Annotated in this window: 23 protein-coding genes; 7 read left to right on the forward strand and 16 right to left on the reverse strand. The window is 69.6% G+C overall.

Annotated elements, in window-relative coordinates:
* The first annotated feature begins 102 nt into the window (after window positions 1-102).
* The 3 genes from JOD31_RS03825 (at window position 103) to JOD31_RS03835 (ending at window position 3,678) form a co-directional block, all read left to right on the forward strand.
* A complete protein-coding gene (locus JOD31_RS03825) occupies window positions 103-699 on the forward strand; it encodes a PilZ domain-containing protein (protein ID WP_204948956.1) in 597 nt (198 codons plus the stop codon).
* 427 nt (window positions 700-1,126) lie between these two features.
* On the forward strand, window positions 1,127-1,696 hold the full coding sequence (locus JOD31_RS03830; RefSeq protein ID WP_246482318.1) for a transglutaminase-like cysteine peptidase: 570 nt from the start codon (window positions 1,127-1,129) through the stop codon (window positions 1,694-1,696).
* Between the two features lie 182 nt (window positions 1,697-1,878).
* The gene (locus tag JOD31_RS03835; RefSeq protein WP_204948958.1) at window positions 1,879-3,678 is read left to right on the forward strand and encodes an alkaline phosphatase D family protein; all 1,800 of its coding nucleotides are present in this window, start codon (window positions 1,879-1,881) and stop codon (window positions 3,676-3,678) included.
* A 51-nt stretch (window positions 3,679-3,729) separates the two neighbouring features.
* Here the strand turns inward: JOD31_RS03835 and nusB are convergent, their stop codons facing one another.
* The 10 genes from nusB to JOD31_RS03885 all read right to left on the reverse strand — a co-directional run bounded on the left by nusB (window position 3,730) and on the right by JOD31_RS03885 (window position 11,860).
* Entirely contained in the window at window positions 3,730-4,191 is a 462-nt protein-coding gene (nusB, locus tag JOD31_RS03840; RefSeq protein ID WP_020184572.1) for a transcription antitermination factor NusB, read from the reverse strand.
* 1 nt (window position 4,192) lies between these two features.
* Window positions 4,193-4,678 (reverse strand): 6,7-dimethyl-8-ribityllumazine synthase, encoded by a 486-nt coding sequence (gene ribH, locus JOD31_RS03845; RefSeq protein ID WP_204948959.1) that lies wholly within the window; start codon window positions 4,676-4,678, stop codon window positions 4,193-4,195.
* Window positions 4,679-4,714: 36 nt separating this feature from the next.
* Complete coding sequence (locus tag JOD31_RS03850; protein ID WP_204948960.1) at window positions 4,715-5,329, reverse strand: riboflavin synthase; 615 nt, start codon at window positions 5,327-5,329, stop codon at window positions 4,715-4,717.
* 29 nt (window positions 5,330-5,358) lie between these two features.
* The gene (gene ribD / locus JOD31_RS03855) at window positions 5,359-6,504 is read right to left on the reverse strand and encodes a bifunctional diaminohydroxyphosphoribosylaminopyrimidine deaminase/5-amino-6-(5-phosphoribosylamino)uracil reductase RibD (RefSeq protein WP_204949336.1); all 1,146 of its coding nucleotides are present in this window, start codon (window positions 6,502-6,504) and stop codon (window positions 5,359-5,361) included.
* The gene (gene nrdR / locus JOD31_RS03860; protein ID WP_204948961.1) at window positions 6,504-6,992 is read right to left on the reverse strand and encodes a transcriptional regulator NrdR; all 489 of its coding nucleotides are present in this window, start codon (window positions 6,990-6,992) and stop codon (window positions 6,504-6,506) included. The genes ribD and nrdR overlap by 1 nt, the downstream gene beginning before the upstream one ends.
* A gap of 22 nt (window positions 6,993-7,014) precedes the next feature.
* Complete coding sequence (gene glyA, locus JOD31_RS03865; RefSeq protein WP_204948962.1) at window positions 7,015-8,322, reverse strand: serine hydroxymethyltransferase; 1,308 nt, start codon at window positions 8,320-8,322, stop codon at window positions 7,015-7,017.
* A 420-nt stretch (window positions 8,323-8,742) separates the two neighbouring features.
* Window positions 8,743-8,970 (reverse strand): DUF6898 family protein, encoded by a 228-nt coding sequence (locus tag JOD31_RS03870; RefSeq protein ID WP_204948963.1) that lies wholly within the window; start codon window positions 8,968-8,970, stop codon window positions 8,743-8,745.
* A 25-nt stretch (window positions 8,971-8,995) separates the two neighbouring features.
* On the reverse strand, window positions 8,996-10,261 hold the full coding sequence (locus JOD31_RS03875; protein WP_204948964.1) for a L,D-transpeptidase family protein: 1,266 nt from the start codon (window positions 10,259-10,261) through the stop codon (window positions 8,996-8,998).
* A 350-nt stretch (window positions 10,262-10,611) separates the two neighbouring features.
* Window positions 10,612-11,124: a transcriptional regulator LdtR gene (gene ldtR, locus JOD31_RS03880; protein ID WP_204948965.1), complete on the reverse strand. Its 513-nt coding sequence runs from the start codon at window positions 11,122-11,124 to the stop codon at window positions 10,612-10,614.
* Window positions 11,125-11,383: 259 nt separating this feature from the next.
* Window positions 11,384-11,860 carry a DUF6163 family protein gene (locus JOD31_RS03885; RefSeq protein ID WP_204948966.1) on the reverse strand — a complete coding sequence of 159 codons (477 nt, stop codon included), beginning with the start codon at window positions 11,858-11,860 and terminating at the stop codon, window positions 11,384-11,386.
* Window positions 11,861-12,156: 296 nt separating this feature from the next.
* Here JOD31_RS03885 and hemB point away from each other — a divergent pair, with 296 nt between their 5' ends.
* Together hemB and JOD31_RS03895 are read left to right on the forward strand one after the other, a co-directional pair.
* Window positions 12,157-13,173 carry a porphobilinogen synthase gene (gene hemB, locus JOD31_RS03890; protein ID WP_204949337.1) on the forward strand — a complete coding sequence of 339 codons (1,017 nt, stop codon included), beginning with the start codon at window positions 12,157-12,159 and terminating at the stop codon, window positions 13,171-13,173.
* 481 nt (window positions 13,174-13,654) lie between these two features.
* Complete coding sequence (locus JOD31_RS03895) at window positions 13,655-14,317, forward strand: EF-hand domain-containing protein (protein WP_204948967.1); 663 nt, start codon at window positions 13,655-13,657, stop codon at window positions 14,315-14,317.
* Between the two features lie 73 nt (window positions 14,318-14,390).
* Here the strand turns inward: JOD31_RS03895 and JOD31_RS03900 are convergent, their stop codons facing one another.
* A complete protein-coding gene (locus JOD31_RS03900; RefSeq protein WP_204948968.1) occupies window positions 14,391-16,406 on the reverse strand; it encodes a PhoX family protein in 2,016 nt (671 codons plus the stop codon).
* Between the two features lie 151 nt (window positions 16,407-16,557).
* Here JOD31_RS03900 and JOD31_RS03905 point away from each other — a divergent pair, with 151 nt between their 5' ends.
* Window positions 16,558-18,423, forward strand: coding sequence for an ABC-F family ATP-binding cassette domain-containing protein (locus JOD31_RS03905; RefSeq protein ID WP_204948969.1), 1,866 nt, complete (start codon window positions 16,558-16,560; stop codon window positions 18,421-18,423).
* The gene (locus tag JOD31_RS03910; RefSeq protein WP_204948970.1) at window positions 18,420-19,628 is read left to right on the forward strand and encodes a YeeE/YedE thiosulfate transporter family protein; all 1,209 of its coding nucleotides are present in this window, start codon (window positions 18,420-18,422) and stop codon (window positions 19,626-19,628) included. The genes JOD31_RS03905 and JOD31_RS03910 overlap by 4 nt, the downstream gene beginning before the upstream one ends.
* 55 nt (window positions 19,629-19,683) lie before the next feature.
* Here the strand turns inward: JOD31_RS03910 and JOD31_RS03915 are convergent, their stop codons facing one another.
* From JOD31_RS03915 to recN, 5 genes are read right to left on the reverse strand one after another with little or no spacing between them, the layout of a single operon-like run.
* Complete coding sequence (locus tag JOD31_RS03915) at window positions 19,684-21,153, reverse strand: S10 family peptidase (RefSeq protein WP_204948971.1); 1,470 nt, start codon at window positions 21,151-21,153, stop codon at window positions 19,684-19,686.
* Window positions 21,154-21,198: 45 nt separating this feature from the next.
* Window positions 21,199-21,501 carry an AzlD family protein gene (locus tag JOD31_RS03920; RefSeq protein ID WP_204948972.1) on the reverse strand — a complete coding sequence of 101 codons (303 nt, stop codon included), beginning with the start codon at window positions 21,499-21,501 and terminating at the stop codon, window positions 21,199-21,201.
* Complete coding sequence (locus JOD31_RS03925) at window positions 21,498-22,193, reverse strand: AzlC family ABC transporter permease (protein ID WP_204948973.1); 696 nt, start codon at window positions 22,191-22,193, stop codon at window positions 21,498-21,500. The genes JOD31_RS03920 and JOD31_RS03925 overlap by 4 nt, the downstream gene beginning before the upstream one ends.
* A complete protein-coding gene (gene ligA / locus JOD31_RS03930) occupies window positions 22,190-24,337 on the reverse strand; it encodes an NAD-dependent DNA ligase LigA (RefSeq protein ID WP_204948974.1) in 2,148 nt (715 codons plus the stop codon). The genes JOD31_RS03925 and ligA overlap by 4 nt, the downstream gene beginning before the upstream one ends.
* On the reverse strand, window positions 24,337-26,007 hold the full coding sequence (recN, locus tag JOD31_RS03935) for a DNA repair protein RecN (protein WP_204948975.1): 1,671 nt from the start codon (window positions 26,005-26,007) through the stop codon (window positions 24,337-24,339). The genes ligA and recN overlap by 1 nt, the downstream gene beginning before the upstream one ends.
* Between the last annotated feature and the right edge of the window lie 26 nt (window positions 26,008-26,033).

Raw genomic sequence — 26,033 nt, forward strand, 5'->3', positions numbered from 1 at the left:
TTCGAGGGAGCGAGGTTACGGGGCGTTAACGCCGTTCGTTTAGGTTTTGGGCACGCGGCGCGCAATCCGACGCCCTCCACGCTCTCCGGAACGGACGCCTTGATGTTCGCGATGAAAAAGCCGCTCTCGGACGAGCAACGTCGCCATCAGCGGGTCAAGGTCGCGCTTCTCGGACGTTACATGCTGGCGTCGCGGCGCGAGTATCCCTGCCAGACCCTCGACATGTCTCCCGGCGGCGTCTCGTTGATCGCGCCCGTGCCGGCGCAGGCCGGCGAACGCGTGATCGTCTATCTCGACCACATCGGCCGGGTGGAGGGCGTGATGGTGCGTCCGATCGCGAACGGCTTCGCCATGACCGTGACCGCGACGATCCGCAAGCGCGACAAGCTCGCCGCGCAGCTGACCTGGCTCGCGAACCGCAACATTCTCGGCCTTCCGGAGGACCGGCGCCACGAGCGCGTCATCCCGCGCAACCCGCGCTCCGTGCTTCAGACCGAGGACGGCGTCTCGCACGATTGCCGCATCATCGACGTCTCGCTCTCCGGCGCCGCGATCCAGATCGGCCTCGATCTGCCGATCGGCACGCCGGTGACGCTCGGCCGGACCACGGCCCGCGTCGTCCGCTATCTCGAGAACGGACTGGCCGTGGAGTTCAGCCGGCCGCAGAACCTCGAAACCCTGGCGGAACAGTTCGGCTGACGTCACCGCCCCGAACCTGAACAGGAAGCCGCCGTTCGAGGCGGCTTTTTTGTGTCGTCTCGCCGCCGCGCCGGCTCCCGCCAGCGCCGATGGCCGGCGCCGTCTTCGCCGCATGGTGAAGACTTTGTAAATGACCCCCCTCCAAAAGCTGGCCTCGTTAAGGTTTGAATGACCAAGTCATTCCTTCATCCTCTAACGACTGAAGCAGTTGGTAAACGAAATACCCACTGCAACTCTGAACAATTCGTATTCAACTTCTTTCTGAATTGCAAATCATCTCACTAAAACTCCACGTATTGATTTAGACGGACCGCAAAAGGAATATGAGACGTTGCTTCCCGGGACAGGACGGGAGACGGCAATGTTTACTGAGATCAAGAAGAACGCGGTTTATATCTTGTTTGGACTTGTTGCCACCGGATTTACCATGGGCCCGGTCGAAGCGCAGACCGTGAAGGTAGCGGCGGCGAGCCCGATGCAGGTGATCGGCGGGGCGAAGGCCCCGATGGGCTGGACGCAGTTCTGCGCCGACAATCCGATCGAATGCGACGTCAAGCCGATGCGGGCGACGAAGGCCAAACTGACGGCGACGAAGCTCGTCGAACTCGACAAGCTCAACCGCAAGGTCAACGCCCAGGTGTCGCCTGTCACCGATCAGGAACTCTACGGCACCGAGGAGTTCTGGACCTACCCGACCGACAACAAGGGCGACTGCGAGGACTACGTCCTGCTGAAGCGCAAGCTGCTGATCGAGGCCGGCTGGCCCCGGCAGGCCCTGCTCATCACCGTGGTTCGCGACCTGAAGGGCGACGGCCACGCCGTGCTCACGGTCGTCACCGACCGCGGCGACTACGCCCTCGACAACCAGGCGGACGACGTCAAGCCGTGGTTCGAGACCGGCTACACCTACGTGAAGCGTCAGTCCCAGATCGATCCCAACCAGTGGGTCCTGCTCGGCGACGGCGTGAACCCGGTCGGCGTCGCCGCCGCCCCGTAAGACCCCGAGTTCCGGAGATCTGCGCGGCCGGCCGCCTGTCCCCACCCTCCCGTCCAGGCCGGACGCACATCAGAGGCCGGTTCTCCGAGAGGAGAGCCGGCCTCTTCCCGTTCGGACGCCGTCACAAGGCGGTCAGCCAGCCCGGCTATGGAATTCTTCGATTTCCAGCGGGGCTCTCAGACATGACGTCCAACAACGACGAAGCCGATCCGCGGATCGGCGCTGGCGGGCTGACGCGTCGCGAGGCGCTCCTCATGACGCTTGCGGCAGGCGCCACGGCGACCTCCATCACGCTTGCGGTCGAGGGCGCTCAGGCGGCCGCAGCGCCCTTCCTACATGGCGTCGCCAGCGGCGACCCGCAGAGCGACCGCGTCATCATCTGGACGCGCGTCACCAAACCGGGCGTGACCGCCGACATCGCCGTCACCTGGACCGTGGCGGAGGATGCGGCCTTCACCCGCGTCGTGCGGTCGGGCAAGGCCGTCGCGCGCGTCAGCCGCGACCACACGGTGAAAGTCGACGTCGCCAATCTCGCGCCGGGCGTCGTCTATTACTATCGCTTCGGGGCGGAGCGCGCGCTGTCTCCGGTCGGACGGACGAAGACGCTGCCCGTGGGCGCCGTCGACCGACTGACGTTCGCGGTGCTCTCCTGCTCGAACTACGAACTCGGTTTCTTCAACGTCTATCAGGAGGCGGCGAAGCGGAGGGACCTCGACGCCGTTCTGCATCTCGGCGACTACATCTACGAGTACGGTCCGGGCGCCGGCGGCTACACCACGCCTGCGACCGGTCTCGGCCTCGCGCCCAAGCCGCGCGACGCCGATCTCGAGCCGCGCGCGGAGATCACCCGGCTCGACCAGTACCGGGCCCGCCATGCGCTCTACAAGACCGATCCGCACCTGCAGAAGCTCCACGCGCTGGCGCCCTTCATCAACATCTGGGACGACCACGAGGTGGCGAACGACGCCTGGACGGGCGGCGCGGAAAATCACAACCCGGGCGAAGGCTCGTGGAACGTCCGCAAGCAGCAGGGCATTCGCGCGTTCTACGAGTGGTTGCCGATCCGGGAGCCGGAAGACCGCCTGCGCATCGATCCGGCGACCGGCAACCCCGACGCGCTCTACCGCACCTTCGACTTCGGCGACCTCGCCCGCCTCGTGATGATCGACACCCGCGAGGCCGCGCGCGACCAACAGCTTGCGAGCGACGCGCTGGTCGCCGCCTATCTCGGCGCGCCTCCGGAAGGCCCCTTCCCGAAAGACGTGCGCGAGGACGGCAAACGTCGCACGCTGATGGGAGACGCGCAGGCGGCCTGGTTCGGCGAGCAGATCGTGACGTCGACCCAGACGTGGCAGCTGATCGGCAATCAGGTCCTGATGTTCTACCAAAACGCGCCGGACATCGCGGGGTCGCCGGCGCTCACCGCGGCTCAGAAGACGAGCTACAACGCGCTTCTCGACCACTTGCTCGGCGCCGGGCAAAGCGAGCAGATCGCGCGGCTGGGCGCAGCGGGGCTCCCGACGCCGCTCGCCGCCGACGCCTGGACCGGCTATCCGACCGCCCGCGTGAAGATGCTGAAGACGCTCGCCAAGGCGAAGAGCCCGATCGTGCTGACGGGCGACTCGCACAACGCCTGGACGGCCAACCTGGTCCTGCCGGCCAAGACCGGCTCCAAACCCGTCGCGCCGGAGTTCGGCGGCACGTCGGTGAGTTCGCCGGGGATGGAGCAGTATCTGCTCGGCGTGCCGCCGACGGTCACCGCGGCGCTTCAGGTGGACAGCAGCGCGCGCAAATCGCCCGTCGACAAGCTCATCTACACGGAACAGAGCCGCCGCGGCTTCATGCTGGTGGACGTCCGCCCGAGCTACACGGACGTGGTCCATGTCTTCGTGTCGAACGTCTTCGGGCCGGACTACACAGTCGAAAACAAGCGTTTCCGCGTTCCGCTCGGATCGCGGGAGGCGATCCCCCTGTCGTCCTGAGCTGGAGCAGGGTTGGCGCGCGACGTCCGCGCGCCGGCCCCGCTGCGGACGTCAACCCTTCGCCAGATCCTCGGCGCGGACGTTGCGGGCGATGGCGTCGAGCACCGCGTTGACCATGCCGGCCTCGTCGCGGTCGAAGAAGGCGTGGGCGATGTCGACGTACTCGCTGATCACCACCTTGACCGGGACGTCCTTGCGCTTGCCGAGCTCGAAGGCGCCGGAGCGCAGGATCGCCCGCATGATCGCCTCGACGCGCTTCAGCGGCCAGCCGGCCTGCAGGGTCTGGTCGATCAGCGGGTCGAGCGTGCGCTGCTGCTTCAGCACGCCGCCGACGAGGTCGCGGAAGAACGCGGCTTCGGCGGGCTTGTACTCGTCGCCGTCGACCACCTTGCCCATCCAGTGGGACTCGAACTCGGCCAGCGTGTCCGGCAGCGACGTGCCGGCGATGTCCATCTGGTAGAGCGCTTGGACGGCTGCGAGCCGTGCCGCGGAGCGCTGTTCGCCCTTGGCCATCTCAGACGCACCCCGCCCAGCGCTTCAGGCGCAGCACGGCGAGCGCGGCGGCGGCGGCGTCCCCGCCCTTGTCCATCTCGGCCACGCGGGCGCGGGCGAGCGCCTGCGCCTCGTTCTCGACCGTCAGGATGCCGTTGCCGAGCGGGAGCTTCCGGGCGATGGACAGGTCCATCAGCGCGCGGGCGCTCTGTTCGGTGACGATCTCGTAGTGCGTGGTCTCGCCGCGGATCACGCAGCCGAGCGCGACGACCGCATCATAGGGCTGGTGGCAGGCCGAGGCGGCGTCGGCGAGGATCGCGATCGTGGGCGGGATTTCCAGCGCGCCGGGCACGCTGACGACGTCGAAGGCTGCGCCGGCCGCCTCGAGGCGGGCCTTCGCTCCCTTCAGCAGTTCGTCGGCAATGGCGTCGTAGAAACGCGCTTCGACGACGAGCACGCGGGCGGGCGTCTTCTCGACGCCGCCGACGCGGCGTTGCGGTTCGGCCATGGGGTGACGAATGCCTTCAAGATCAAGCGGAACGGCTCAGTAGCCGAGGCTGCGCGCCTCGGCAAGCCGTCCGGCGTAGCGCGCCATCATGTCCACTTCGAGGTTGACGCGGTCGCCGACCTGACGGTCCGCCCAGGTCGTCGCCCCGAGGGTGTGCGGGATGAGATGCACCGAGAACAGCTCGCGGTCCACCTGGTTCACGGTGAGCGAGATTCCATCGAGGCAGACCGAGCCCTTCACGGCGATGAACTTCGCGAAATCGATCGGCGCGGCGAGCACGAAACGCGAGGTGTCGGCGCCGTCGTCACGTTCGACGATCTCGGCCGCGCCGTCGACATGGCCTAGCACCAGGTGCCCGCCGAGCTCGTCCCCGATCTTAAGGGCGCGCTCCAGATTGAGCCGCCGTCCCACGCCCCATTCGCCGACCGTGGTCAGACGCTGGGTCTCCGGCCCCGCCTCCACGGCGAAGGCCGCGCCGAGGCCTTCGGGCTCGACGGAGACGACCGTGAGGCAGACGCCGTCGCAGGCGATCGAGGCGCCGAGGTCGATCGAGCGCGGGTCGTAGCGCGACGCGATCATGAAGCTCGTGATCTCGTCGCCGTCGTCGCGGGCGACGACTTCGCCGATGTCGGAGATGATGCCGGTGAACATTGGGGCGCCTCAGGGTGACGGCGCGCGGGCTACGCGCGCTCGAAGAACGTCCAGCAGTCCTCGCCGACGCGCTCGCAACTGATTTCGGCGAAGCGCGCCGCCTCGGTCAACGCGCCGAGCGGCCGGCCCTCGAGCGCGCCGATCGCGTCGGGCCCCAGCGTCGCGGGCCCCCGCGCCACCACGGCGGCGTCCACGAGGTCGGCGTCCAGCAGGCCGGCGGCGATGGTGGGACCGCCCTCCACCATCAGCCGGGTGACGCCGCGCAGCGCGAGCAGCTTGAGCGCGCGCGGCAGCGAAAGCCGTCCGTCCGGCCCGCGCTCGACGCGCATCACGTCGCAGCCTGCGGCGCGCAACGCGAGCTCGGCCTCGACGGGCGCGTCCACCGCCGCCACGATCCACGTCGGCACCTCGCCGCAGGTCGCGACCAGGCGGGAGGACAACGGCAGGCGCAGGCCGGAGTCGAGCACCACGCGCGACGGCGAGCGGTCCGCCATGCCCGGCAGCCGGCAGGTCAGCGATGGGTCGTCGGCGAGCGCGGTGCCGATCCCGACGAGGATGGCGTCCGCTTCGGCGCGCATCATGTGGACGCGTCCGCGCGACGCCTCGCCGGTGATGGCGACCGGCCGGCGGCCCGCCAAGGCGACCTTGTCGTCGGCGGAAACCGCGAGCTTCAGCGTGACGTGCGGCCGGCCCAGGGTGACGCGGGAGACGTGGCCCGCCGCAAGCCTGAGCGCCTCCCGTCCGCAGCCGCCGATCGAGACCGCGACGCCTGCGGCGCGCAGACGATCGACGCCGCGGCCGTCGACTCTGGGGTCGGGATCGCGCAGGGCGGCTACGACGCGCGCGACCCCCGCCGCGACCAGGCCGTCGACGCACGGCGGGGTTCGGCCATAGTGGCTGCAGGGCTCGAGCGTGACGTAGAGCGTCGCCCCCGCCGCGGCGTCGCCGGCCTGGGCGAGAGCCATGGTCTCGGCGTGCGGGCGCCCTCCGGGCTGGGTCCAGCCGCGGCCCACGACGCGCCCGTCCGGCGAGACCAGGACGGCGCCGACGGAAGGGTTCGGCGCGGTGCGCCCCAGGCCGCGCCGGGCCAGCGCCAAAGCGACCGTCATCCAGCGCGCGTCGCTCTCCGCACAGCCGTCCGGGCCGTCGAGGCGGGGGAGCGCCAGGGCGTCCATCATCGCGTCTCGCCCGACGCGGCGGCGGACGCGGCCTCGTCGCCCGCCAGCTCGTCAAGCAGGGTTTCGAAGTCCTTGGCTTCCCGGAAATTCTTGTAAACCGAGGCGAAGCGCACATAGGCGACGTCGTCGACGGTCTTCAGCCCCTCCATCACGAAGCGGCCGATGGTCTCGGTCGTGACCTCGGTCTCGCCGCTCGCCTCGAGCTGGCGAACGATCGCGGAGACCATCTGCTCGATGCGCTCGGGATCGACCGGGCGCTTGCGCAGGGCCACGGCGAGAGACCGGTGCAGCTTGTCGCGGTCGAACGGCACGCGGCGACCGGAGCGCTTCGCCACCACGAGCTCGCGCAGCTGCACGCGTTCGAAGGTGGTGAAGCGCTGGCCGCAGACGCCGCAGACCCGTCGGCGACGGATTGCGGCGTCATCTTCGGTCGGACGGGAGTCCTTGACCTGCGTGTCAGGCGCGCCGCAGTGCGGACAACGCATTCAGAACTCCCGCGGTTGCTCCTCAGTCCGCGTAGATGGGGAAGCGCGCCACCAGGTTCGAGACCTGCTGGCGAACCTTCGCCTCAACCGCGCTGTCCTCTTCCGTGTTGTTCTGCGAGAGCACGTCGAGGACCTGGGCGATCATGTCGCCGATTTCCTGGAACTCCGCAACGCCGAACCCGCGGGTGGTGCCGGCCGGGGTGCCCAGGCGGATGCCGGAGGTGACGGTCGGCTTCGCCGGGTCGAACGGGATGCCGTTCTTGTTGCAGGTGATGTGCGCGCGGCCGAGAGCGATCTCGGAGACCTTGCCCGACAGGTTCTTCGGACGCAGGTCGACGAGGATCAGGTGCGTGTCGGTGCCGCCGGAGACGAGGTCGAAGCCGTGGCTCTTGATGTTCTCGCCGAGCGCCTTGGCGTTTGCGATGACGTTCTTGACGTAGACCTTGTAGTCCGGCTTCAGCGCCTCGCCGAAGGCCACCGCCTTCGCCGCGATCACGTGCATCAGCGGGCCGCCCTGCAGGCCAGGGAACACCGCCGAGTTGAACTTCTTGGCGAGCGCCTCGTCGTTCGTAAGGATCATGCCGCCGCGGGGGCCGCGGAGCGTCTTGTGCGTGGTCGTGGTGGCGACGTGGCAATGGTCGAGCGGGTTCGGGTGCTGGCCGCCGGCGACGAGGCCCGAGAAGTGCGCCATGTCGACCATGAAGTACGCGCCGACCGAGTCCGCGATCTTGCGGAAGGCCGCGAAGTCGATCTGGCGGGGATAGGCCGAACCGCCGGTGATGATCACCTTCGGCTTGTGCTGCTCGGCGAGCGCCGCGACCTCTTCCATGTCGATGAGGTGGGTCTCGGGGTCGACGTGGTAGTTCACCGCGTTGAACCACTTGCCCGACATCGCCGCCTTGGCGCCGTGCGTCAGGTGGCCGCCGGCGGCGAGGTCGAGGCCCATGAAGGTGTCGCCCGGCTGCATGAGCGCGAGGAACACCGCGCCGTTCGCCTGCGCGCCCGAGTGGGGCTGCACGTTGGCGAAGTCGCAGTTGAAGAGCTTCTTGGCGCGGTCGATCGCGAGCTGCTCGGCGACGTCGACGAACTGGCAACCGCCGTAGTAGCGCTTGCCCGGATAGCCCTCCGCGTACTTGTTGGTGAGCACGGAGCCCTGCGCCTCGAGCACCGCCCGCGAGACGATGTTCTCGGAGGCGATCAGCTCGATCTCGTCGCGCTGGCGGCCCAGCTCCGACTTGACGGCGTCGGCCAGCTCGGGATCGACCTCCGCGAGCGAGGCCTGGAAGAAGCGGCTTTCGGCCGCGCGGGCCTGGACGTCGGTGACGGACATGGACGGCTCCTCCTCGAATTGAGCGAGCGTCCGCCGGCGCGCCGTACGCGAACCGTCGCGGACATCAACCCAGCTGAACCCGTGCGTGCGACGCGCGGGCGGCTGCGTGTTCTCGACCAACGGCTACCACATGTCGGAAAGCCCAGCCAAGCCGCGCGAGCCGGTCCTGCGACTTGGTCGCATCAGACTTTCGAAGGACTGGCATGCCAGATACCTGCGAGATTCGCTGGGGCTTTCAGCGATTCAGCGGGGTCGCATTCAGGCTTTCTGAGGCGTCCCGGACATCGCGGCTCGGTCTTGGGAATGACGGCAGGGCGTCGCGAAAGTCGCGTTTCACCGTCACGGGAACAGCACCGTCCCTGCATGTTCGACGAGCCGGGCCGGCGCGAGATTCCCTCCCCGTCCGGGCTGCAGCGCGCGCTAGTCCCGCGCGAGCCGCAGCTGGAGCTTGCGCAGGGCGATCCGCTTGAGATGCTCCTGGCTGGCGTTGGTCGGGCCGACGACGACCACCTCGATCCCGGTCGCGCCGTCGATCGCGGCGCAACGGACGAAGCCGCCTCGGGTGATGAACTCGAACAGCACCTCCCCCGAAACGCCGACTGCCGGCCCGCCGCCTTTCGAAGGCGTGCGGGGCCGGCCGTCGGTCATCGTCGCGGGTCCTGCGGCGAGGCGCTCAGCGCGCCATCGCAAGTTCGCCGGTGCCGTCCATGCCGTAGATGTCTTCGCGGAACTGCACGGTGCCGTCCTGCGCGCCCCAGCCCGAGATGTAGCGCCAGTAGACCGGCACGTAGGGCGTGAGGTTGATGTCGATGCGCTCGCCGGACTTGACGGCGGCGTCGATCGCGCGGCGGTCCCAGCCGGCCTGGTTCTTCGCCAGCCAGCCGACCAGTTCCTTGACGTTCTGAATGCGCACGCAGCCCGAGGAGTGGAAGCGGGCGTTCTCGCCGAACAGGTTCTTCGACGGCGTGTCGTGCATGTAGACGCCGTCCTTGTTCGGCATGTTGATGCGGACCACGCCCATCGAATTGTCGTCGCCCGGATCCTGGCGATACATGTACTGCGTCGCCTCCATCGTGTTCCAGTTGATCTGGTCGGGCTGAATCTCCTGACCCTGCTGGCTGTAGATCCGGATGTGCTTCTTCGTCAGGTACTGCGGATCCTTCTGCATCATCGGAATCAGATCTTTCCGGATGATCGAGGCCGGCACCGTCCAGAACGGGTTGAAGTTCACCTGCTGGATCCTGGCGTCGATCACGGGCGAGGCGCGGTCCGCCTTGCCCACCACCGCCGTGTAGCGGGCCGCGACCTGGCCGTCCTCGACCGCCTCGATCTCGGCCGCCGGGATGTTGCAGAGCACGTAGCGCGCGCCGATGTTCCCGCCCGCCATGGTGCGGATGCGCACGACGTTGGTCTCAAGCTGTCGCAGACGGGTCTCGGCCGGAATGTTGAGCGACTGCATGGTGTCGTCGCCCACGACGCCGACCGGGATCAGGCCGTGGCGGGCCTGGAAACGCTTCACCGCGCCCTCGACGTAGCTGTCGAACACCGGCGACATGCCGAGATTGGGATCGAGATCGTTGGTGGCGGCGAGGCGCTGGCGGAGCGCCATCACGCGTTCGCCGCGCGAGCCGAGCTTCATGCGTTCGCCGGCCGGGACGCGGCCCCAGCCGCCGCGGGAGACGATGCTCGTGTAATCCTGGATCGCCCGTTCCGTCTCCTGGACGGTCGTGGGCGAGAGCAGCGGGGTGCGGGAGCCGGACGTGCGGCTGACGCGCGCCGAGGCGTCGAACCTGTCCTTCCACTCGGCCTGGCTGTCGAAGGAGAGCGACATCTCCTGCGCCGAAGCCGCCGTCGCGAAAGCGCCCGCCGCCGCGCCGACGCCGAGCCTGAGGGCGTCACGGCGCGAGACGCCGCCAAACATCGAGGACCGTTCCGTCACGACCGATAGCTCCCCACTGAGGACATGCGGCGCGGGCGGATGCTCGCCCGGCGCCAACACGCAGAGTGCGCGGATCTTGGTTAACGAACCTCGACCGACCCATTCTGCACCGAGTGGAGAACGCGTGCGCATCGGACCGACCCGATCGTCTTGCGCCGCCTTAGACCCGAGAGCCCGCGCCTCCGTTTCGCCTGATCAGCCACTGGTTTGAGGCGGAACGATGTCAGGAGCGAGCGTCCGGGGCGCGCTCAACCCGACGTGATGCGCCAAGGCCGCAGCCCGCGACGCGGAACGGCCGCCGGAGGGCGTCCGGCGGCCGCGCGCAGAGCGACGGTATAAGCGGAAAGAGATCAGAGGCGGAAACGGATCTGATCGGTCCAGAAGCGCTCGAGCCGGCCGAGCGCGACGTTCAGCGTCTTGAAGTCGTCGGCGTTGACGCCGCCGACCTGCTCGATCGTGCGGATGTGCTTCGAGTAGAGCTCTTCCACGATGTTGTGGATCTCCTGGCCCAGCGGGGTCAGGCTGATGCGCACCGAGCGCCGGTCCATGCGCGAGCGCTGGTGGTGCAGGAAGCCCATCTCGACGAGCTTCTTCAGATTGTAGGAGACGTTCGAGCCGAGATAGTAGCCCCGGGTGCGGAGTTCGCCGGCGGTCAGCTCGGCGTCGCCGATGTTATAGAGCAGCAGCGCCTGGACGCTGTTGATGTCCGAACGCCCGCGGCGGTCGAACTCGTCCTTGATGACGTCCAGCAGGCGGCGGTGCAGCCGCTCCACCAGGGTGAGAGCTTCGAGGTAGAGCGGGCGGACTTCGACCTGACCCTGATCGGTGGCCGGCTTCTCCGTGCTGCGCGCGAGGTTCTTCATGGTGAGGCCTTCCCGTAGTCTTGACTGCTCAAGGCGTCGTCCTGTTCCGCGCCTCGTTGATCTCGAAGATAGGTCCGGGAAGTGAAAATGCGTTTAAATGACTTGCTGAAATTTCTCTTTATTTCTTAGACTGAACAAATGGTTGCGCAGCTACGTCAACGAGACGTTACGCATGCGGATGTGAATTAAGATTCATTTGTCCTGTCGAAACCTGAACACGCGCATCTTCGATGCTGCGCACGCGACGGTCGCAGGGGGATCAGTCTTCTTCTGCCTTGGCCTTGAGCGACAGCGCGAGGTAGCCGCCCATCGCCGCCACGATGGACAGCATCACCAGCCAGCGCAGCCCGGCGCCATGGGGCTCCAGCGCCTCGACCAGCAGTTGGGCCGAGGCGGCGAGCAGCCAGATGACCACGCCCCAGGATGCGCCCAGCCACAGGCCGACGGCGGCGACGGGGTCGGCCACCGCGAAGAACACCGTCGCGACCCTTCCTGTGACCGAGGCGCCCGCGAAGGGATCGCCGCCGAGACCGAGCAGGGTCGCCCAGTGCCAAAGGCCCTTCAGGCACTCCACAGCCGCGATGGCGCGGACGAAGTACAGCAGCCGGCGGCTCCAGGGCCGCGACGGGCCGCCGCGACCGAGACGCGAATCCCTGAGCTGGATCGGCGGCAGGTCGTCGGGGTCGCCCCGCGGCTCCCGGCGCGGCTCCGGCGATTCGGGCGGTCGATCGGTCATCCCGCCCTCCTCTTCTTACTGCGGACGCGCGCCGGACGAGCCGAGGGGCCCAAGCGCGGCGCGACTTTCCCCGACTCCCGCCGCGAGCGCAAATCGTCGCCGCACGCGCAGCGGGCATGACGAAACGCCGCGCTCGATCTGCGCGCCGCCCCTGTCTGGAAAGGCTCCAAGGTGTTATAGGACGGTCGCGCACGGACGGCCGACGCCCGCGAGAGACATGCGGCCGCGATGCGAAACGTCGGAGGCGACGCCTGATGCACGAGACGATCGGAAAACTCCGCGACCGCCAGATCGAGATGCGCGAGACGCGCGTCGAGGACGGTTCGCTCGACCTCGCCAAGCGTCCCCGCCGCAACCGCCGCGCGGACTGGTCGCGCCGCCTGGTGCGCGAGAACGTGCTGACGGTCGACGACCTGATCTGGCCGATCTTCCTGATCGAAGGCGAAGGGCGCCGCGAAGCGGTGTCGGCCATGCCCGGCGTCGAACGGCTCAGCGTCGACGAGGCGGTCCGCGGCGCGGAGCGCGCCGCACGGCTCGGCATTCCAGCGCTGGCGCTGTTCCCCTACACCGATCCGGACCTGCGCGATCCCACGGGCTCCGAGGCGCTGAACCCGGACAACCTCACCTGCCGGGCGCTGCGCGCCATCAAGGCGGCGGTCCCCGATCTCGGCCTCGTCACCGACGTCGCGCTCGACCCCTACACCAGCCACGGCCATGACGGCCTGATGGCCGGCGACCGCATCCTCAACGACGCCACCGTCGCCGTGCTCGTGCGCCAGGCGCTGACGCAGGCCGAGGCCGGCGCGGACGTGATCGCGCCGTCCGACATGATGGACGGCCGCATCGGCGCAATCCGGGCCGGACTCGACGACGCCGGCCGCACCGACGTGCAGATCATGTCCTATGCGGCGAAGTACGCCTCGGCGTTCTATGGCCCGTTCCGCGACGCGATCGGCACCAAGAAGGCGCTGATCGGCGACAAAAAGACCTACCAGATGGACCCCGCGAACGGCGACGAGGCGATCCGCGAGGCGGAGCTCGACGTGGCCGAGGGCGCGGACATGCTGATGGTGAAGCCCGGCATGCCCTATCTCGACGTCGTCCGTCGCCTGAAGGACCGCTTCCGGATGCCGACCTTCGCCTACCAGGTCTCCGGCGAGTACTCGATGATCCGCGCCGCCGCCCAGAACGGCTGGATCGACGGCGAGGCCGCGATGCTGGAGAGCCTCCTGGCGTTCAAGCGCGCGGGCGCCGACGGCGTCCTCACCTACTTCGCGCCCGAAGTTGCGGAACGGCTGAACGCCTCCCGCTGACGATCCCGCCGCGGCGCTCGCCGCGCCGAGAGCCCCTATCCCACGCCTCCCGACAGCGCCGAACGCAGCCCCGCGTTCGGCGCTGTCGGCGTTATGACGCCCGCTTGGCGAGCCTTGGGCCGCCCCGCCAGCGGACGTCGCCCTTCAACGGCGGGATGCTGGGCTCGGGACAAACCCGGGCGGCAGCGGGGCGTGAAGCGGGGTCGCGCACGGCAGCCTCGCATGAGTCTCCAGATGGGAAATATTTGGAAACGTAAAGACACGTAAATCTATACTATGAAATCAACGATATTTACATCTGATCACAATAGAAACTAACTAATAATTAGACGGAAACGGCCCATTACTTGCGACCGTAAGCTGCGGCTTCATGGCGAGGCCGTCCGCCAGCCGCTGAGCCGGCGGTCAGATTTCGGAGATCAAGACGATGAGCATCGGAGCGCTAAGCGGCTCCAGCAGCTCGCAAATCGCGAGCATGCTGATGTCGAAGCTGGACGCGGATTCGAGCGGCGCCGCGTCGCTCGACGAGTTCAAGTCCGTTGGGCAAAATCTGCCGGCGGGCAATGTGGACGCCTCCGACAGCGCGATCGAGAGCGCTTTCTCGACGCTGGACGGGGACGGCGACGGCTCGCTGACCCAGAGCGAGGTCCAGAGCGGGCTTTCCAAGTTCTCGAGCGACAGCGCCTCGGCGCTGCTCGGGGCCCAGGAGAGCGCGCCCCCTCGCCCGCCGCAGGGAGGCCCGGGCGAAGGCGGATTCGAGACGGCGGACGCCGACGACAGCGGCACGGTCTCGCTCGACGAATTCGTGGCCGCGGGGCCGGACGAGGCGGGCGAAACCAAGGCCGAGGAGATGTTCTCGACCATCGACTCCGATGGCGATGGCGAGATCAGCGAGAGCGAAGACGAGGCGTTCCAGTCGGCGCAGGCCGAATCCGCCCCGCCGGCGCCCCCGCCGGGACCGCCGTCGGCCGGCGAGGGCGAGAGCGCGTCCTCGGAGGAGGAGGACGACGAGGACGAGACGACCGCCGCCAGCCTCGAGTCCATGCTGTCGGAGCTCATGCAGACGAACGGCGCCTACGCGCAAACCAGCGCGACGTCCTATCTCGACCAGGCGCTGTCGAGCCTGTTCCAGGCCAGCGCCTGAGCGGGGCCGATCAACGAAAAACCCTCCCCGCGGCCGCAGCCGCGGAGAGGGCGAGACGCCAAGCGGCGTGGCGTCAGACGCCGATTTCGCCGCCGTCCTTGCGCCGCACCGCGACGACCGCGGGGCGCGGCAGCTGCGATCCGGTCGGCCAGGTGCTGATCGTGTTCGGATAGCCGCCGTCTTCGCCGGGGTGCTGCACGGCGCAGAACACCGTCCGCTCGTCATCCGCGAACTCCGGCCCGCAGATCTCGCACCCCTTCGGGCCGCTCAGGAACTGCCGGAGATAGCCGCGCTCGGCGCCGGAGGTCGGCACCACGTGCATGGCGTCGTTCGGATTGCCGATGTCGGCGTTGCCGGGCTGCCCGTCGGTGGTGATCCAGAGGTTGCCGCGGTTGTCGAAGGCGATGTTGTCCGGGGACGCGATCTTTCCGAGCTTGCTCGCGTCGGCGTAGCCCGCGAAGAAGGTCGCGTTCGCGGCGAGGCCGGGGGTGAGGTCCGCTTCGTCCGTCTTCAGGTCGATTTCGGGATTGCCGCAGAGCAGGAAGATCTCCCAGCGGAAATCCGCTGCGCCATGGTCGCCGTGGCTTTCGGTGAGCTCGATGATATGCCCGCCGAAGTTCGGCACGCGCGGATTCGCCAATGCCGAGCCCGTGTCGGCGACGACCGATGTGCGCCGGCTGTTGTTGGTCATCGTCAGGTAGACGCGGCCGTTGACCGGGTTCGGCTGGCAGTCCTCCGGGCGGTCCATCGCGGTCGCGCCCACCATGTCCGCCGCGAGGCGGGTCTTGATCAGCAGTTCGCCCTGGCTCGAGAACTTGCCCTTCAGCTTCGGGTGGTCGAGCGTCAGCGGGATCCACACGCCCTTGTTGTTGTCGCGGAACTTCGCGACGTAGAGCACGCCGTCGTCGAGCAGATCGAAGTTCGCCCGGCGGTTGTTCGGATCGTATTTGCCGTTCGACACGAACTTGTAGACGTAGTCGAACTGCTGGTCGTCGCCGGTGTAGACCACGACGCGGCCGTCGGCGGCCAGGGCGGTGGTGGCGGCCTCATGCTTGGCCCGGCCGAGCGCGGTCCGCTTGCGCGGGCGGAAGGTCGGGTCGTAAGGGTCGATCTCGACCACCCAGCCGAAGCGGAACGGCTCGTTCGGCTCCTTGGTCACGTCGAAGCGGTCGTAGAACGCCTCCCATTTGCGCCCCGTGGCGCCTTCGGTGACGCCGTAGCGGGCGTGCGCGGCCTTGATGTCGGCGTCGGCGGTCGAGCCGTTGTTCGCGAAGTACTGGTTGAAGTTCTCCTCGCAGGTCAGCCAGGTGCCCCACGGGGTCTTGCCGCCCGAGCAGTTGTTCAGCATGCCGAGCACCTTCGTGCCCGTGGGATCCGCCGAGGTCTTCATCAGCGGCTCGCCGGAGGCAGGCCCGCTGATCCGCATCAGCGTCTCGCCGGTGATGCGCCGGTTGTATGTGTCGCTCTTCACCACGCGCCACACCGATCCGGTGCGCTCGATCTCGACGACCGATCCGCCGTGCGCGGCGATCTCGACGTCGGCGAAGGCCTTGCTGGCGCCCGGCACGTAGCCGCGCACCATGTCCGAGCCGGTGGTGTACTCGTGATTGACGCAGAGCAGCGCCCGGTTCGAGCTTTCCAGCGGGAAGTAGCCGACGAAGTCGCAGTTGTAGCCGAACTGGCGGCTCTGGGCTTCGGCGGTCTGGTTGTTCTTGTCGAAGTTGGGAGCGTCGGCGAAAAGCGGGTCGCCCCACTTGATCAGCACCTGGTGCTCATAGCCTTCCGGCACTACGATCTCGTCGGCGGTGGAAGGCGCGATCGGCGTGAAGGTCAGGCGACGCGGCGCGGCTTCCGCCTCGGTCGGCGCGAAGGTCGCCGTCGTGGTCATCAGCACCGGGACCGCCGCCGCGGCGCCGAGCAGGAACGAGCGCCGCTCGATGTTGCGCGCGAGCACGGACTGGAACGGCTCGTTCAGCGGAAGCTCGCCGGCTTCGGCGTGAAGGCCCGGGCGGTCGATGCCGATCGCCTCGTCGTCCAGGATCTCGGGCGTGTCGGCGGCGCCGCGGCCGGCGGTGTCGTCGATGGTCATGGAAAGTCCCCCGTGGGCAGATTGGAAGGCCTCTTAACTGCGTCGGCGCCCATGTCAGTCGTTTGACGGATCGCCGACAGTGATGCGACGTCGCCGCCGCGACGCGGGAGCCCGTGGACAACTTCCTTCGCAGGCGCCAAAAGCAGCGGTTATGATCCAGATCACCGACCTCACCTGCCGCGTCGCCGGACGTGTGCTGCTCGACAACGCGAGCGCGTTCCTGCCCGAGGGCGCCCGCGTCGGCGTCGTCGGCCGCAACGGCACCGGCAAGACCACGCTGTTCAAGCTGATCGCGGGCGACCAGAGCCCCGACGACGGCTCGGTCAGCCTCCCGAAGAACCTGAAGCTCGGCCGCGTCGCCCAGGAGGCGCCGTCCGGCCCCGAGCCGCTGATCGACGTGGTGCTCGCCGCCGACAAGGAGCGCGCCGCGCTGATGGCCGAGTCGGAGACCTGCACCGACCCGGAGCGCATCTCCGACATCGTCACGCGCCTGATCGACATTGACGCCTACGAGGCGCCGGCCCGCGCCGCCCGCATCCTCTCCGGCCTCGGCTTCGACGCCGAGGCGCAGCTGCGCCCCTGCTCGGACTTCTCCGGCGGCTGGCGCATGCGCGTCGCGCTCGCGGCGGTGCTGTTCTCCGAGCCCGACCTGCTGCTGCTGGATGAGCCGACGAACCACCTCGACCTCGAAGGCACGCTCTGGCTGCAGGAGTACCTGGCGAAGTACCCGCGGACGACGCTGGTCATCAGCCATGACCGCGACCTGCTGAACGCCTCCGTCGACCACATCCTGCATTTCGAGAACGGCAAGCTGAACGTCTGGAAGGGCAACTACGACGCCTTCGACCGGATGCGCCGCGAGAAGCTGAACCTCGACCTGAAGGCCGCCAAGGCCCAGGCCGACGAGCGCGCCCGCCTCGAGGCCTTCATCGCGCGCTTCAAGGCCAAGGCCTCCAAGGCGACCCAGGCCCAGTCGCGCGTCAAGCGGCTCGCCAAGATGCAGCCGATCAACGCCGTGATCGAGCGCCACGTGGTGCAGTTCAAGATCCCGGACCCGGAGAAGGAGCTGGCGCCGCCGTTGATCGCGCTCGACGGCGTCTCGGCCGGCTACGGCGACCGCACCATCCTGCACAAGCTGAACCTGCGCATCGATCCCGACGACCGGATCGCGCTGCTCGGCTCGAACGGCAACGGCAAGTCCACCTTCGCCAAGCTGCTGGCGGGTCGCCTGCAGGCGAGCGAGGGCCGCACCAACAAGTCCGAGAAGATCCAGGTCGGCTTCTTCGCCCAGCACCAGGTCGAGGACCTCGATCTCGACGGCAACGCCTACGACCACGTCCGCCGCAAGATGCCCGACGCGGCCGACGCGGCCGTGCGGGGCAAGACCGCGCAGATCGGCTTCTCCGGCGACAAGGCCAACACCAAGGTCTCGAAGATGTCGGGCGGCGAGAAGGCCCGCCTCGCCTTCGGCCTCGCCGTGTTCCACGGGCCGCACCTGCTGATCCTCGACGAGCCGACCAACCATCTCGACATCGACAGCCGCGAGAGCCTCGCGCAGGCGCTGAACGAGTTCGCGGGCGCCGTCATCCTGGTCAGCCATGACCGGCATCTGCTGGACGCCACCGCCGATCGGCTGTGGATCGTCGGCGGCGGCGGGGTGGAGCCGTTCGAGGGCGACCTCGACGACTACCGCAAGTACATCCTCTCGGCCGAGGGCTCGGGCAAATCGAAGAAGGTCGGCAAGGGCACCGGCAAGCGGTCCGAGCCGGAGCCGAAGCGGCTCGACGTCGGCGCGCTGAAGAAGAAGATCGCCTCGCTCGAGGAGCTCATGGCGACCTGCGATCAGGAGATGGCGCGGATCGACGCGGAGCTGACCGCCAACGGCGGCTTCCCCGACAAGCCGCAGAAGGCCGCCGCGCTGGGCGCGAAGCGCGCCGAGGTGGAGCGCGCCAAGGCGGAAGCCGAAGAGACTTGGCTGGAAGCGAGCGCCAGCATCGAAAACGCCGCCGCGGCGTGACGCGGCCGCTCTTCCTCAAACATCTCTCCACGCCGCGGCCGGCGACGGCCGCGGCGCTTTTGTGTCTCGCGCCGCTCGGCGCCTGGGTCTTCGCCGTTCTGGACGGAGGTTTTGGCGACCGCAGCTGGGCGGTCATCGCCGGCGCCATCTTCGGCGTGGCGCTGCAGCGGGGCGAACTTTCGCTCGTACGCGCCTGGCGCGACCTGATGGCGTTGAAGGACGCGGGCCAGCTGCTCGGCTTCCTCGCGGCGCTCGCCGTCGCGGCCACTCTGACGCTCGGCGCGCTCGCGGTCACGGGCGGAGGCCGGCCCGAGAACGCCCGCATCGGACCGGTCGACTGGCTGCTGCCGGTCGCGGCCTTCGTCTTCGGCGTCGGCTCCGTGATCGCCCGCGGCGGCGTGATGGTTCATCTGCGCCGCCTCAGCGAAGGCTCGCTCGTCGCCATCCCGGCGCTGGCCGCCGTGTTCCTCGGCTTCGTCGTCGCGATCGTCCACTGGCCCTGGACCTGGGCGACCGCGATCGCCGATGCGCCGACGCCGTGGCTGCCGACCTGGCTCGGACCGGCGGGGACGCTCGCCGTCCAGCTCGCGGCGCTCGCGGGCTGCGCCGCGATGCTCTGGCGCTTTCGCCCGCCGGCCCCGGACCGCGCGCATGGGCTCGTCCACCGCGTGTTTGTGCAGCCCTGGCCCGCGACCGCCGCCGGCGCGTTGCTCGGGTGTCTGGTCGCGGCGAGCTACGCGGCCGGAGAGCCGCTCGGGCTGATCGCCGAATGCGCCACGATCGCACGCTGGCTCACCACCATGATCGGCCTCGTCCCGCAGGAGCTGCCGGGGCTCGACGCCGGCGTCGCGGGCCTGAAGGCGCCCCTGCTGCAGGGCTTCGCGCTCACCGAGCACGTCCTGATCCTGATCGGCTTCGTACTCGGCGCCTTCGCCTGCGCGGTCGCCTCGGGCCGCTTCACGATCGAAGGCTTCACGCGCCGGGACGGCGTCGAGATGGTTTTGGGCGGGGTGATGATTGGCTGGGGAGCCATGACGGCGCTGGGCGCGGTGACGGGCGAGGCGATCGCGGGCGTCGCGGTCGGCGCGCTCTCGGGCTGGGTCTTCCTCGTGTTCACGTCGCTTGGCGTCATCGTCGCGCTGAAGCTCGACCCGCGGTCGTCCGTCACCGCCCCCGGCCCCACGCGGCCGGAACGCGAGTCGTGATCCGCGGCGTCGCGGCGCTGGCTCTGGCGCTCGACGAGCCTCCGGCGGCGTCGACCTACTTCGCCCCGAACAGCGCCTTGGCGTCCTTCAGCAGCGCCGCGCGGGAGTCGTCGCGCGCGTAGAACATGTGGCCGCCGGCATAGACCACGAGCTTCACGCGCTCGGGGTCGCCGAACGCCGGCAGCTGATCCAGCACGATCTTGGATTCCATGTAGGGCGTGACGAGATCCGTCGCGCCGTGCGCCACCAGAACCTTGAGCTTGGGATCGAGCGCGAGCGCCTCGCGCAGGGCGCTGGTGGATTGCGGAAGCGACTGGCCCGAGCCCCATTTCCAGCCTCTGTTCACGTCGGAGGCGAGCAGCTCGTAGCGGCGGTCGACCCGGAAGCCGAGGTCGCGGGCGTAGAAGTCGACCGCCGCGCGCGTGAGTGGGGCGAGCGCGCCGTCGAGCACCGGATCCTCCCACTGCGCCCGCGCAGATGACGGGAAGGGATCGAACGCGGTGACGTTGGCGTCGTAGAGCGAGCCGACCCTGCCCTCGTCCCGCCGCGACTCGCGGGCGAAGGTCTGGATGTCGACCCGCCCGCCGAGGCGCTTCACGAAGGCGCGGTCGAGGCCGGTGAACTCCGCGACGCGGGCGGACAGTCGGTCGACGGCCTCGGCGTCGCGCGGGCCCTTCATCAAATCGGCGAGGAATTCGCCGGTGGCGTAGGCCTCGACGTCGGCGAGGTCTGCGCGTTCCACCGGCCCCTTGCGCGCGCGGACGCTCGCGGCGAGCGACGGCAGCGCCGAAACCCACGGCATCGGCGACGACCCCTCGCCGTCGCGGATCGCGAAATCCAGCACCGGCGAGATCGCGACGAGCCCGCGCACGCCGACGCCGTCGCGGGACTGGAGCTGGCGAGCGATGCGCGGCACGCGGAAGCCGCCGTAGCTCTCGCCCACGAGATAGACTGGCGACGTCAGGCGGTTGCGCCGGGCGAGGTGCTTGGCGACGACCCGCGACAGCGTGTCGACGTCGCTCTCGACGCCCCAGAAATCCTTGGCGTCGTTGCTCCCAACCGCCCGGCTGTAGCCGGTGCCGACCGGGTCCACGAACACGAGATCGGTGAAGCCGAGCCAGGTCTCGGCGTTGTCGACGAGGTGCGGCAGGTCGGAAGGCGTCGTCCCCTCGGCGCCGAACGGCATGCGCTTCGGGCCGATCGCACCGAAGTTGAGGAAGGCGGAGGCCGCGCCCGGTCCGCCGTTGAAGGCGTAGGTGATGGGCCGCGTCTTCGCGTCCGTCCGGTCGAGCAGGTAGGAGGTCACGACGACCTCGGCGACCTTTTCGCCCTTGGGGTCGTAGAGCGGCACCGCCTCGACGCGCACGTTGTAGGCGAGCGTGCCGTCCGCCGTGACGGCGGTCTCCCGCTGCGTCGCCTCGGCCGGCAGGGCGACGGGGTTCGGCGCCTTCTCCTGCGCGCCGGCTGGAGCGAGGGAGCCGATCAGGAGCGCGGCGGCGGCGATGGAGATGATGCGGCTGGTCATTGCGCTGACATGGGGCGCCGCGCGTCCGAGGGAAGTTCACATTCCCTAGAGTCCGAATGCTCGCAGCGCGACGACCGTCACGACGCCGACCGCGATGACGCCGAGCAGCGGCAGCCGCGTCGCGGCCAGAGCGGCGGCCAGCGCCGCGATGGTCTCCGCCCCGCCGGTCGCGAGCGCGGAGGGGGCGATCAGCGCGACCAGCACCGCCGGCGGCACCGCGTTGAACGCCGCCTGCGCCCGAGGGCTGAGCTTGAGACGTCCGCCGAGCAGCACGCCCGAGATCCGCGTCGCGTAGGTGATCGACGCCATCACGAGGATGGCGAGCAGAGTCCAGGGATCGACGCTCATGCGAGCGCTTCCTCCTCGCCCGCCACGCCCCAGGCCGTGGCGACGCCCGCCGCCGCTCCGGCCGCGACGTGCCAGGGCGCCCCGACGCTGAGGTAGGCCGCCGCGGACGCGAGCCCGCTCGCGGCGACCACCGCCATGCCGCCCGGCCCGCGCACGAAGGCGGCCGCGAGGCCGATGAACAGCGCGGTGAACGCGAAGTCCGCGCCGTAGAGCCTGGGGTCGCCGAGCATGGCGCCGCCGATCGCCCCGAGCGTGGTCGTCGTCACCCAGTTGATCCAGAGCGTCGCGCCCATGGTGATGAAATAGGCCGGCGTCAGCGTCCGCTCCGCCGCGCGGCGTTCGCCGAGCGCCCAGTTCTCGTCCGACATGACATAGAAGCCGAGCATCTTCTGCCACCAGGCGAAGGCCCCGGTGCGACGGGCGAGCGAGGTGCTCATCAGCACGTGGCGGGCGTCGATCAGCGCGGTCGAAACCGCCAGCGCGAGGATCGGCGCGGGATGGACCCAGAGCTCGACCGCCGCGAGCTGCGCGCCGCCGGCGCAGACGAAGCCGGACATCAGCGCCACCTCGGCCGGCGTGAGCCCCTTGGACGCCATCAGCGCCCCGAACAGCAGGCCGATGGGAATCGCCGCGATCGCCGCGGGAGCGATGTCCCTCAGCCCGTCGCGAACCTCCCGCGGCCCGGCCGTCATCCGCCCTCGCCCACCCGCGCCAGCCACTCGTCTTCCGTCAGGGTCTCGATCCCGAGCTCCTTCGCCTTCGCGAGCTTGGAGCCGGCGCCGGGTCCCGAGACCACGAGGTCGGTCTTCTTCGACACCGAACCCGCCACTTTGGCGCCGAGCCGCTCGGCCATGGCCTTCGCCTCATCCCTCGTCATCCGCTCCAGCGCCCCGGTGAAGACCACCGTGAGGCCCGTGACCGGCGTGTTCGAGGCGGCGGCCGGCATCGGCGACGGCCTCAGCTCCTTCAGCAGCGCCTCGAGCGGCGGTGCGTTCTTGGGCTCCTGGAAGAAGTCGACGACGGCGTGCGCCACCACGGCGCCGACGCCGTCGATGTCGATCATCTCGCGCCAGGCGTCGTCGCCCTTGTCGCCCTTCACCGCCGGGTCGGGTGGCGTGGCGGCCTTCGCGGCCTCCCGCAGGGCGTCGATCGTCACATAATGACGGAGCAGCCGCTTGGCGTTGATCTCGCCCACGTGGCGGATGCCGAGCCCGTAGAGCACGCGGTTCACCTCCCGCGTGCGCGCGTCCTCGATCGCGGCGAACAGGTTCGCCGCCGAGGTCTCGCCCCACCCCTCCCGGTTCTTCAGCCGCGTGAGCTTGCCGGGCTGCTCGTCCCGGACCTTGAGCGTGAAGATGTCCGCGGGCTCGCGCACGTCGCCGGCCTTGTAGAAAGCCTCGATCTGCTTCTCGCCGAGGCCCTCGATGTCCATGGCGCCGCGCGACACGAAATGGCGCAGCCGCTCCACCGCCTGCGCCCGGCAAATCAAGCCGCCGGTGCAGCGCCACACCACCTCGCCCTCGTCGCGGGCGGCATGGCTGCCGCAGACCGGGCAGGTGTGCGGAAACTCGAACTTCGCAGGCTCAGGCGTAGGCCGCTGGTCGAGCACCACCTCGACGATCTGCGGAATGACGTCGCCGGCGCGCTGCACGACGACGGTGTCGCCGACGCGCACGTCCTTGCGGGCGATCTCGTCCTCGTTGTGCAGCGTCGCGTTCGACACCACGACGCCGCCGACCGTGACCGGCTTCAGCTTGGCGACCGGCGTCAGCGAGCCGGTGCGGCCGACCTGGATGTCGATCGCCTCGAGAACCGTCGTCGCGCGTTCGGCTGGGAACTTGTGCGCGATCGCCCAGCGTGGGCTTCGCGAGACGAAGCCGAGGCGGCGCTGCAGGGCGAGGCTGTCGACCTTGTAGACGACGCCGTCGATGTCGTAGCCGAGACTCGCCCGCCGCTCCTCGATCGCGTGGTAGTGCGCGATCAGTTCCTCGGCCGTCCCGAACACCTGCATCAGGTCGTTGGTGGCGAAGCCCCAGCGGCGGAGGTTGTCGACCATGCCCTTCTGGGTCTCGGCGGGAACCGCGCTCGCCTCGCCCCAGGCGTAGGCGAAGAACCGGAGCGGCCGCTCGGAGGTGATCTTCGGATCGAGCTGGCGCAGGCTCCCCGCGGCCGCATTGCGCGGGTTGGCGAAGACGGGCTTGCCGGCCTCGGTCTGACGCGCGTTCAGGGCCTTGAAGTGTGCATGGGACATGTAGACCTCGCCGCGCACCTCGATCACCTCGGGGACGTCGTCGCCGGTCAGGCGCTCCGGGACGTCGTCCAGGGTGCGGAGGTTGGCGGTGACGTCCTCGCCCACCGCCCCGTCGCCCCGCGTCGCGCCGCGGACGAAGCGGCCTTTCTCGTAGCGCAGCGAGGCCGAAAGGCCGTCGATCTTCGGCTCCGCCGAGACCGGCAGCTCCTGCTCCGGCTTCAGGTCGAGAAAGCGGCGCACGCGGGCGATGAACTCCGCCACGTCGTCATCGGAGAAGGCGTTTGACAGCGACAGCATCGGCACGGCGTGCCGGACCTTGGCGAAGGCCTCGGAGGGCGCGACGCCCACCGTCTCGGTCGGGCTGTCCGGCGTCTTCAGCTCGGGGAACTGCGCCTCGAGCGCTTCCAGACGGCGGCGCAACGCGTCGTACTCGGCGTCCGAGACGGTCGGCGCGTCGTCCTGATAGTAGCGCTTGTCGTGCGCGCGGATCTCGTCCGCCAGCCGCGCGTGCTCCGCGGCGGCGTCGGGCAGCGCGGGCGGAAGCTCGCCGCCCTCCGTCGCAGGGGTCGCAGGAGGCCTCGCCATCACGCCGCTCCATCCAGCAGGCGCGCGGCCGCGGCGCGCGCCTCTTCGGTCACCGACGCCCCGGCCAGCATGCGCGCGATCTCTTCCCGGCGGGCCGGCGCGTCGAGCGCTTCGACCCGGGTCGCCACCCGCGTCTCGCCCTCGGGCTGCGCCTTCGAGATCAGGAAATGCCGTCCGGCGCGCGCCGCCACCTGCGGCGCATGGGTGACCGACAGCACCTGCACCGTCCGGGCGAGCCGGGCGAGCCGGGCGCCGATCGCGTCCGCCACCGCGCCGCCGACGCCGGTGTCGATCTCGTCGAACACCAGCGTGGGGGCCGAGCCGCGGTCGGCCAGCGCCACCTTCAGCGCCAGCATGAAGCGCGACAGCTCGCCGCCCGACGCGATCTTGGCGAGCGGGCCCGCCCTGGTGCCGGGGTTGGTCTGCACCCAGAACTCGACGCGGTCGATCCCGTCCGGCCCCGCGCCGCCGCCGTCGGAGACGATCTCGGTCATGAAGCGCGCCCGCTCGAGCTTCAGGTCGGGCAGTTCGGCCATCACCGCCGCGTCGAGACGGCCCGCGGCGGTGCGCCGGGCGGCGCTCAACGCGCCCGCCGCGGCGGCATAGGCCTCGGCCGCGGCCCTGGCGTCTGCGTCGAGCGCGATCAACCGCTCTTCGCCGGCGTCGAGATCGGCGAGGTCCGCAAAGAACTTGGCGGCTAGCGCCGCGAGGTCGTCGGCCGGGCGGTCGTACTTGCGGGACGCGGCGCGCAGCGCGAACAGCCGCTCCTCGATGCGCTCCAGCTCGCGGGGGTCGAAGGCGGTCGCCTCGATCGCGGCCTTCAGATGCGCCTCGCCCTCGTCGAGCGCGAGCAGGGCGGCGTCGAGCGCCTTGATGGCGGGCTCCACCAGCTCGGGCGACGAGGCTGCGCGCCGCTCCAGCCGGCGGATGGCGTTGGCGATGGTGGTGACGGGCGACGAGCCGCCAGCGACGGCGTCGAAGGCCTCGTTGAGGTCCTCCGCCGCCTTCTCCGCCCGCATCATGGCGGAGCGACGCCCGGCCAGGTCCTGCTCTTCGCCGACTTCGGCCCCGAGCGCCCGCAACTCCTCGCTGGCGTGGCGCAGGTAATCGGCTTCACGGCGGGCGGCTTCGACGCGCGCGGCGTGTTCGGCCAGCGCCTTCTCCGCCTCCCGGCGACGACGCCAGGCGAGGGAGACCGCGGCCGCCTCCGGCCCGAGGCCGCCGTAGCCGTCGAGCAGCGCGCGGTGGGCGGCGGTGTCGACCAGCGCGCGGTCATCGTGCTGGCCGTGGATCTCGACCAGCGTCGCGCCCAGCGTGCGCAGCGCCTGGGCGCTCACCGGCTGGTCGTTGACGAAGGCGCGCGTGCGGCCGTCGCGCGCCTGCACCCGACGCAGGATCAGGTCGCCGTCGTCGTCGATGTCCTGCGCCTTGAGGATTGCGCGCGCGGGGTGGTCGAGCGCGAGGTCGAACACGGCGGTGACCTGGCCCTGCGCCTCGCCCTCGCGCACGAGCCCGCCGTCGCCCCGTCCACCGAGCGCGAGCGACACCGCGTCGAGCACGATCGACTTTCCCGCGCCGGTCTCGCCGGTCATGACCGAAAGCCCGGCGTCGAAGTCGACGTCGAGCCGGTCGATCAGGACGATGTCGCGAATAGACAGCCGTGCGAGCACGGGCCCTCCCGTGCGGGCGCGGCGGC

This window comes from Methylopila capsulata, assembly GCF_016907975.1.
Lineage (GTDB): Bacteria > Pseudomonadota > Alphaproteobacteria > Rhizobiales > Methylopilaceae > Methylopila > Methylopila capsulata.

Bases quoted from the DNA above. Each gene is read 5' to 3' on its own strand.
- JOD31_RS03825 (WP_204948956.1), top strand. From the start codon at position 103: ATGTTCGCGATGAAAAAGCCGCTCTCGGACGAGCAACGTCGCCATCAG.
- JOD31_RS03830 (WP_246482318.1), top strand. From the start codon at position 1,127: ATGGGCCCGGTCGAAGCGCAGACCGTGAAGGTAGCGGCGGCGAGCCCG.
- JOD31_RS03835 (WP_204948958.1), top strand. From the start codon at position 1,879: ATGACGTCCAACAACGACGAAGCCGATCCGCGGATCGGCGCTGGCGGG.
- nusB (WP_020184572.1), bottom strand. From the start codon at position 4,191: ATGGCCAAGGGCGAACAGCGCTCCGCGGCACGGCTCGCAGCCGTCCAA.
- ribH (WP_204948959.1), bottom strand. From the start codon at position 4,678: ATGGCCGAACCGCAACGCCGCGTCGGCGGCGTCGAGAAGACGCCCGCC.
- JOD31_RS03850 (WP_204948960.1), bottom strand. From the start codon at position 5,329: ATGTTCACCGGCATCATCTCCGACATCGGCGAAGTCGTCGCCCGCGAC.
- ribD (WP_204949336.1), bottom strand. From the start codon at position 6,504: ATGGACGCCCTGGCGCTCCCCCGCCTCGACGGCCCGGACGGCTGTGCG.
- nrdR (WP_204948961.1), bottom strand. From the start codon at position 6,992: ATGCGTTGTCCGCACTGCGGCGCGCCTGACACGCAGGTCAAGGACTCC.
- glyA (WP_204948962.1), bottom strand. From the start codon at position 8,322: ATGTCCGTCACCGACGTCCAGGCCCGCGCGGCCGAAAGCCGCTTCTTC.
- JOD31_RS03870 (WP_204948963.1), bottom strand. From the start codon at position 8,970: ATGACCGACGGCCGGCCCCGCACGCCTTCGAAAGGCGGCGGGCCGGCA.
- ldtR (WP_204948965.1), bottom strand. From the start codon at position 11,124: ATGAAGAACCTCGCGCGCAGCACGGAGAAGCCGGCCACCGATCAGGGT.
- JOD31_RS03885 (WP_204948966.1), bottom strand. From the start codon at position 11,860: ATGACCGATCGACCGCCCGAATCGCCGGAGCCGCGCCGGGAGCCGCGG.
- hemB (WP_204949337.1), top strand. From the start codon at position 12,157: ATGCGCGAGACGCGCGTCGAGGACGGTTCGCTCGACCTCGCCAAGCGT.
- JOD31_RS03895 (WP_204948967.1), top strand. From the start codon at position 13,655: ATGTCGAAGCTGGACGCGGATTCGAGCGGCGCCGCGTCGCTCGACGAG.
- JOD31_RS03900 (WP_204948968.1), bottom strand. From the start codon at position 16,406: ATGACCATCGACGACACCGCCGGCCGCGGCGCCGCCGACACGCCCGAG.
- JOD31_RS03905 (WP_204948969.1), top strand. From the start codon at position 16,558: ATGATCCAGATCACCGACCTCACCTGCCGCGTCGCCGGACGTGTGCTG.
- JOD31_RS03915 (WP_204948971.1), bottom strand. From the start codon at position 21,153: ATGACCAGCCGCATCATCTCCATCGCCGCCGCCGCGCTCCTGATCGGC.
- JOD31_RS03920 (WP_204948972.1), bottom strand. From the start codon at position 21,501: ATGAGCGTCGATCCCTGGACTCTGCTCGCCATCCTCGTGATGGCGTCG.
- JOD31_RS03925 (WP_204948973.1), bottom strand. From the start codon at position 22,193: ATGACGGCCGGGCCGCGGGAGGTTCGCGACGGGCTGAGGGACATCGCT.
- ligA (WP_204948974.1), bottom strand. From the start codon at position 24,337: ATGGCGAGGCCTCCTGCGACCCCTGCGACGGAGGGCGGCGAGCTTCCG.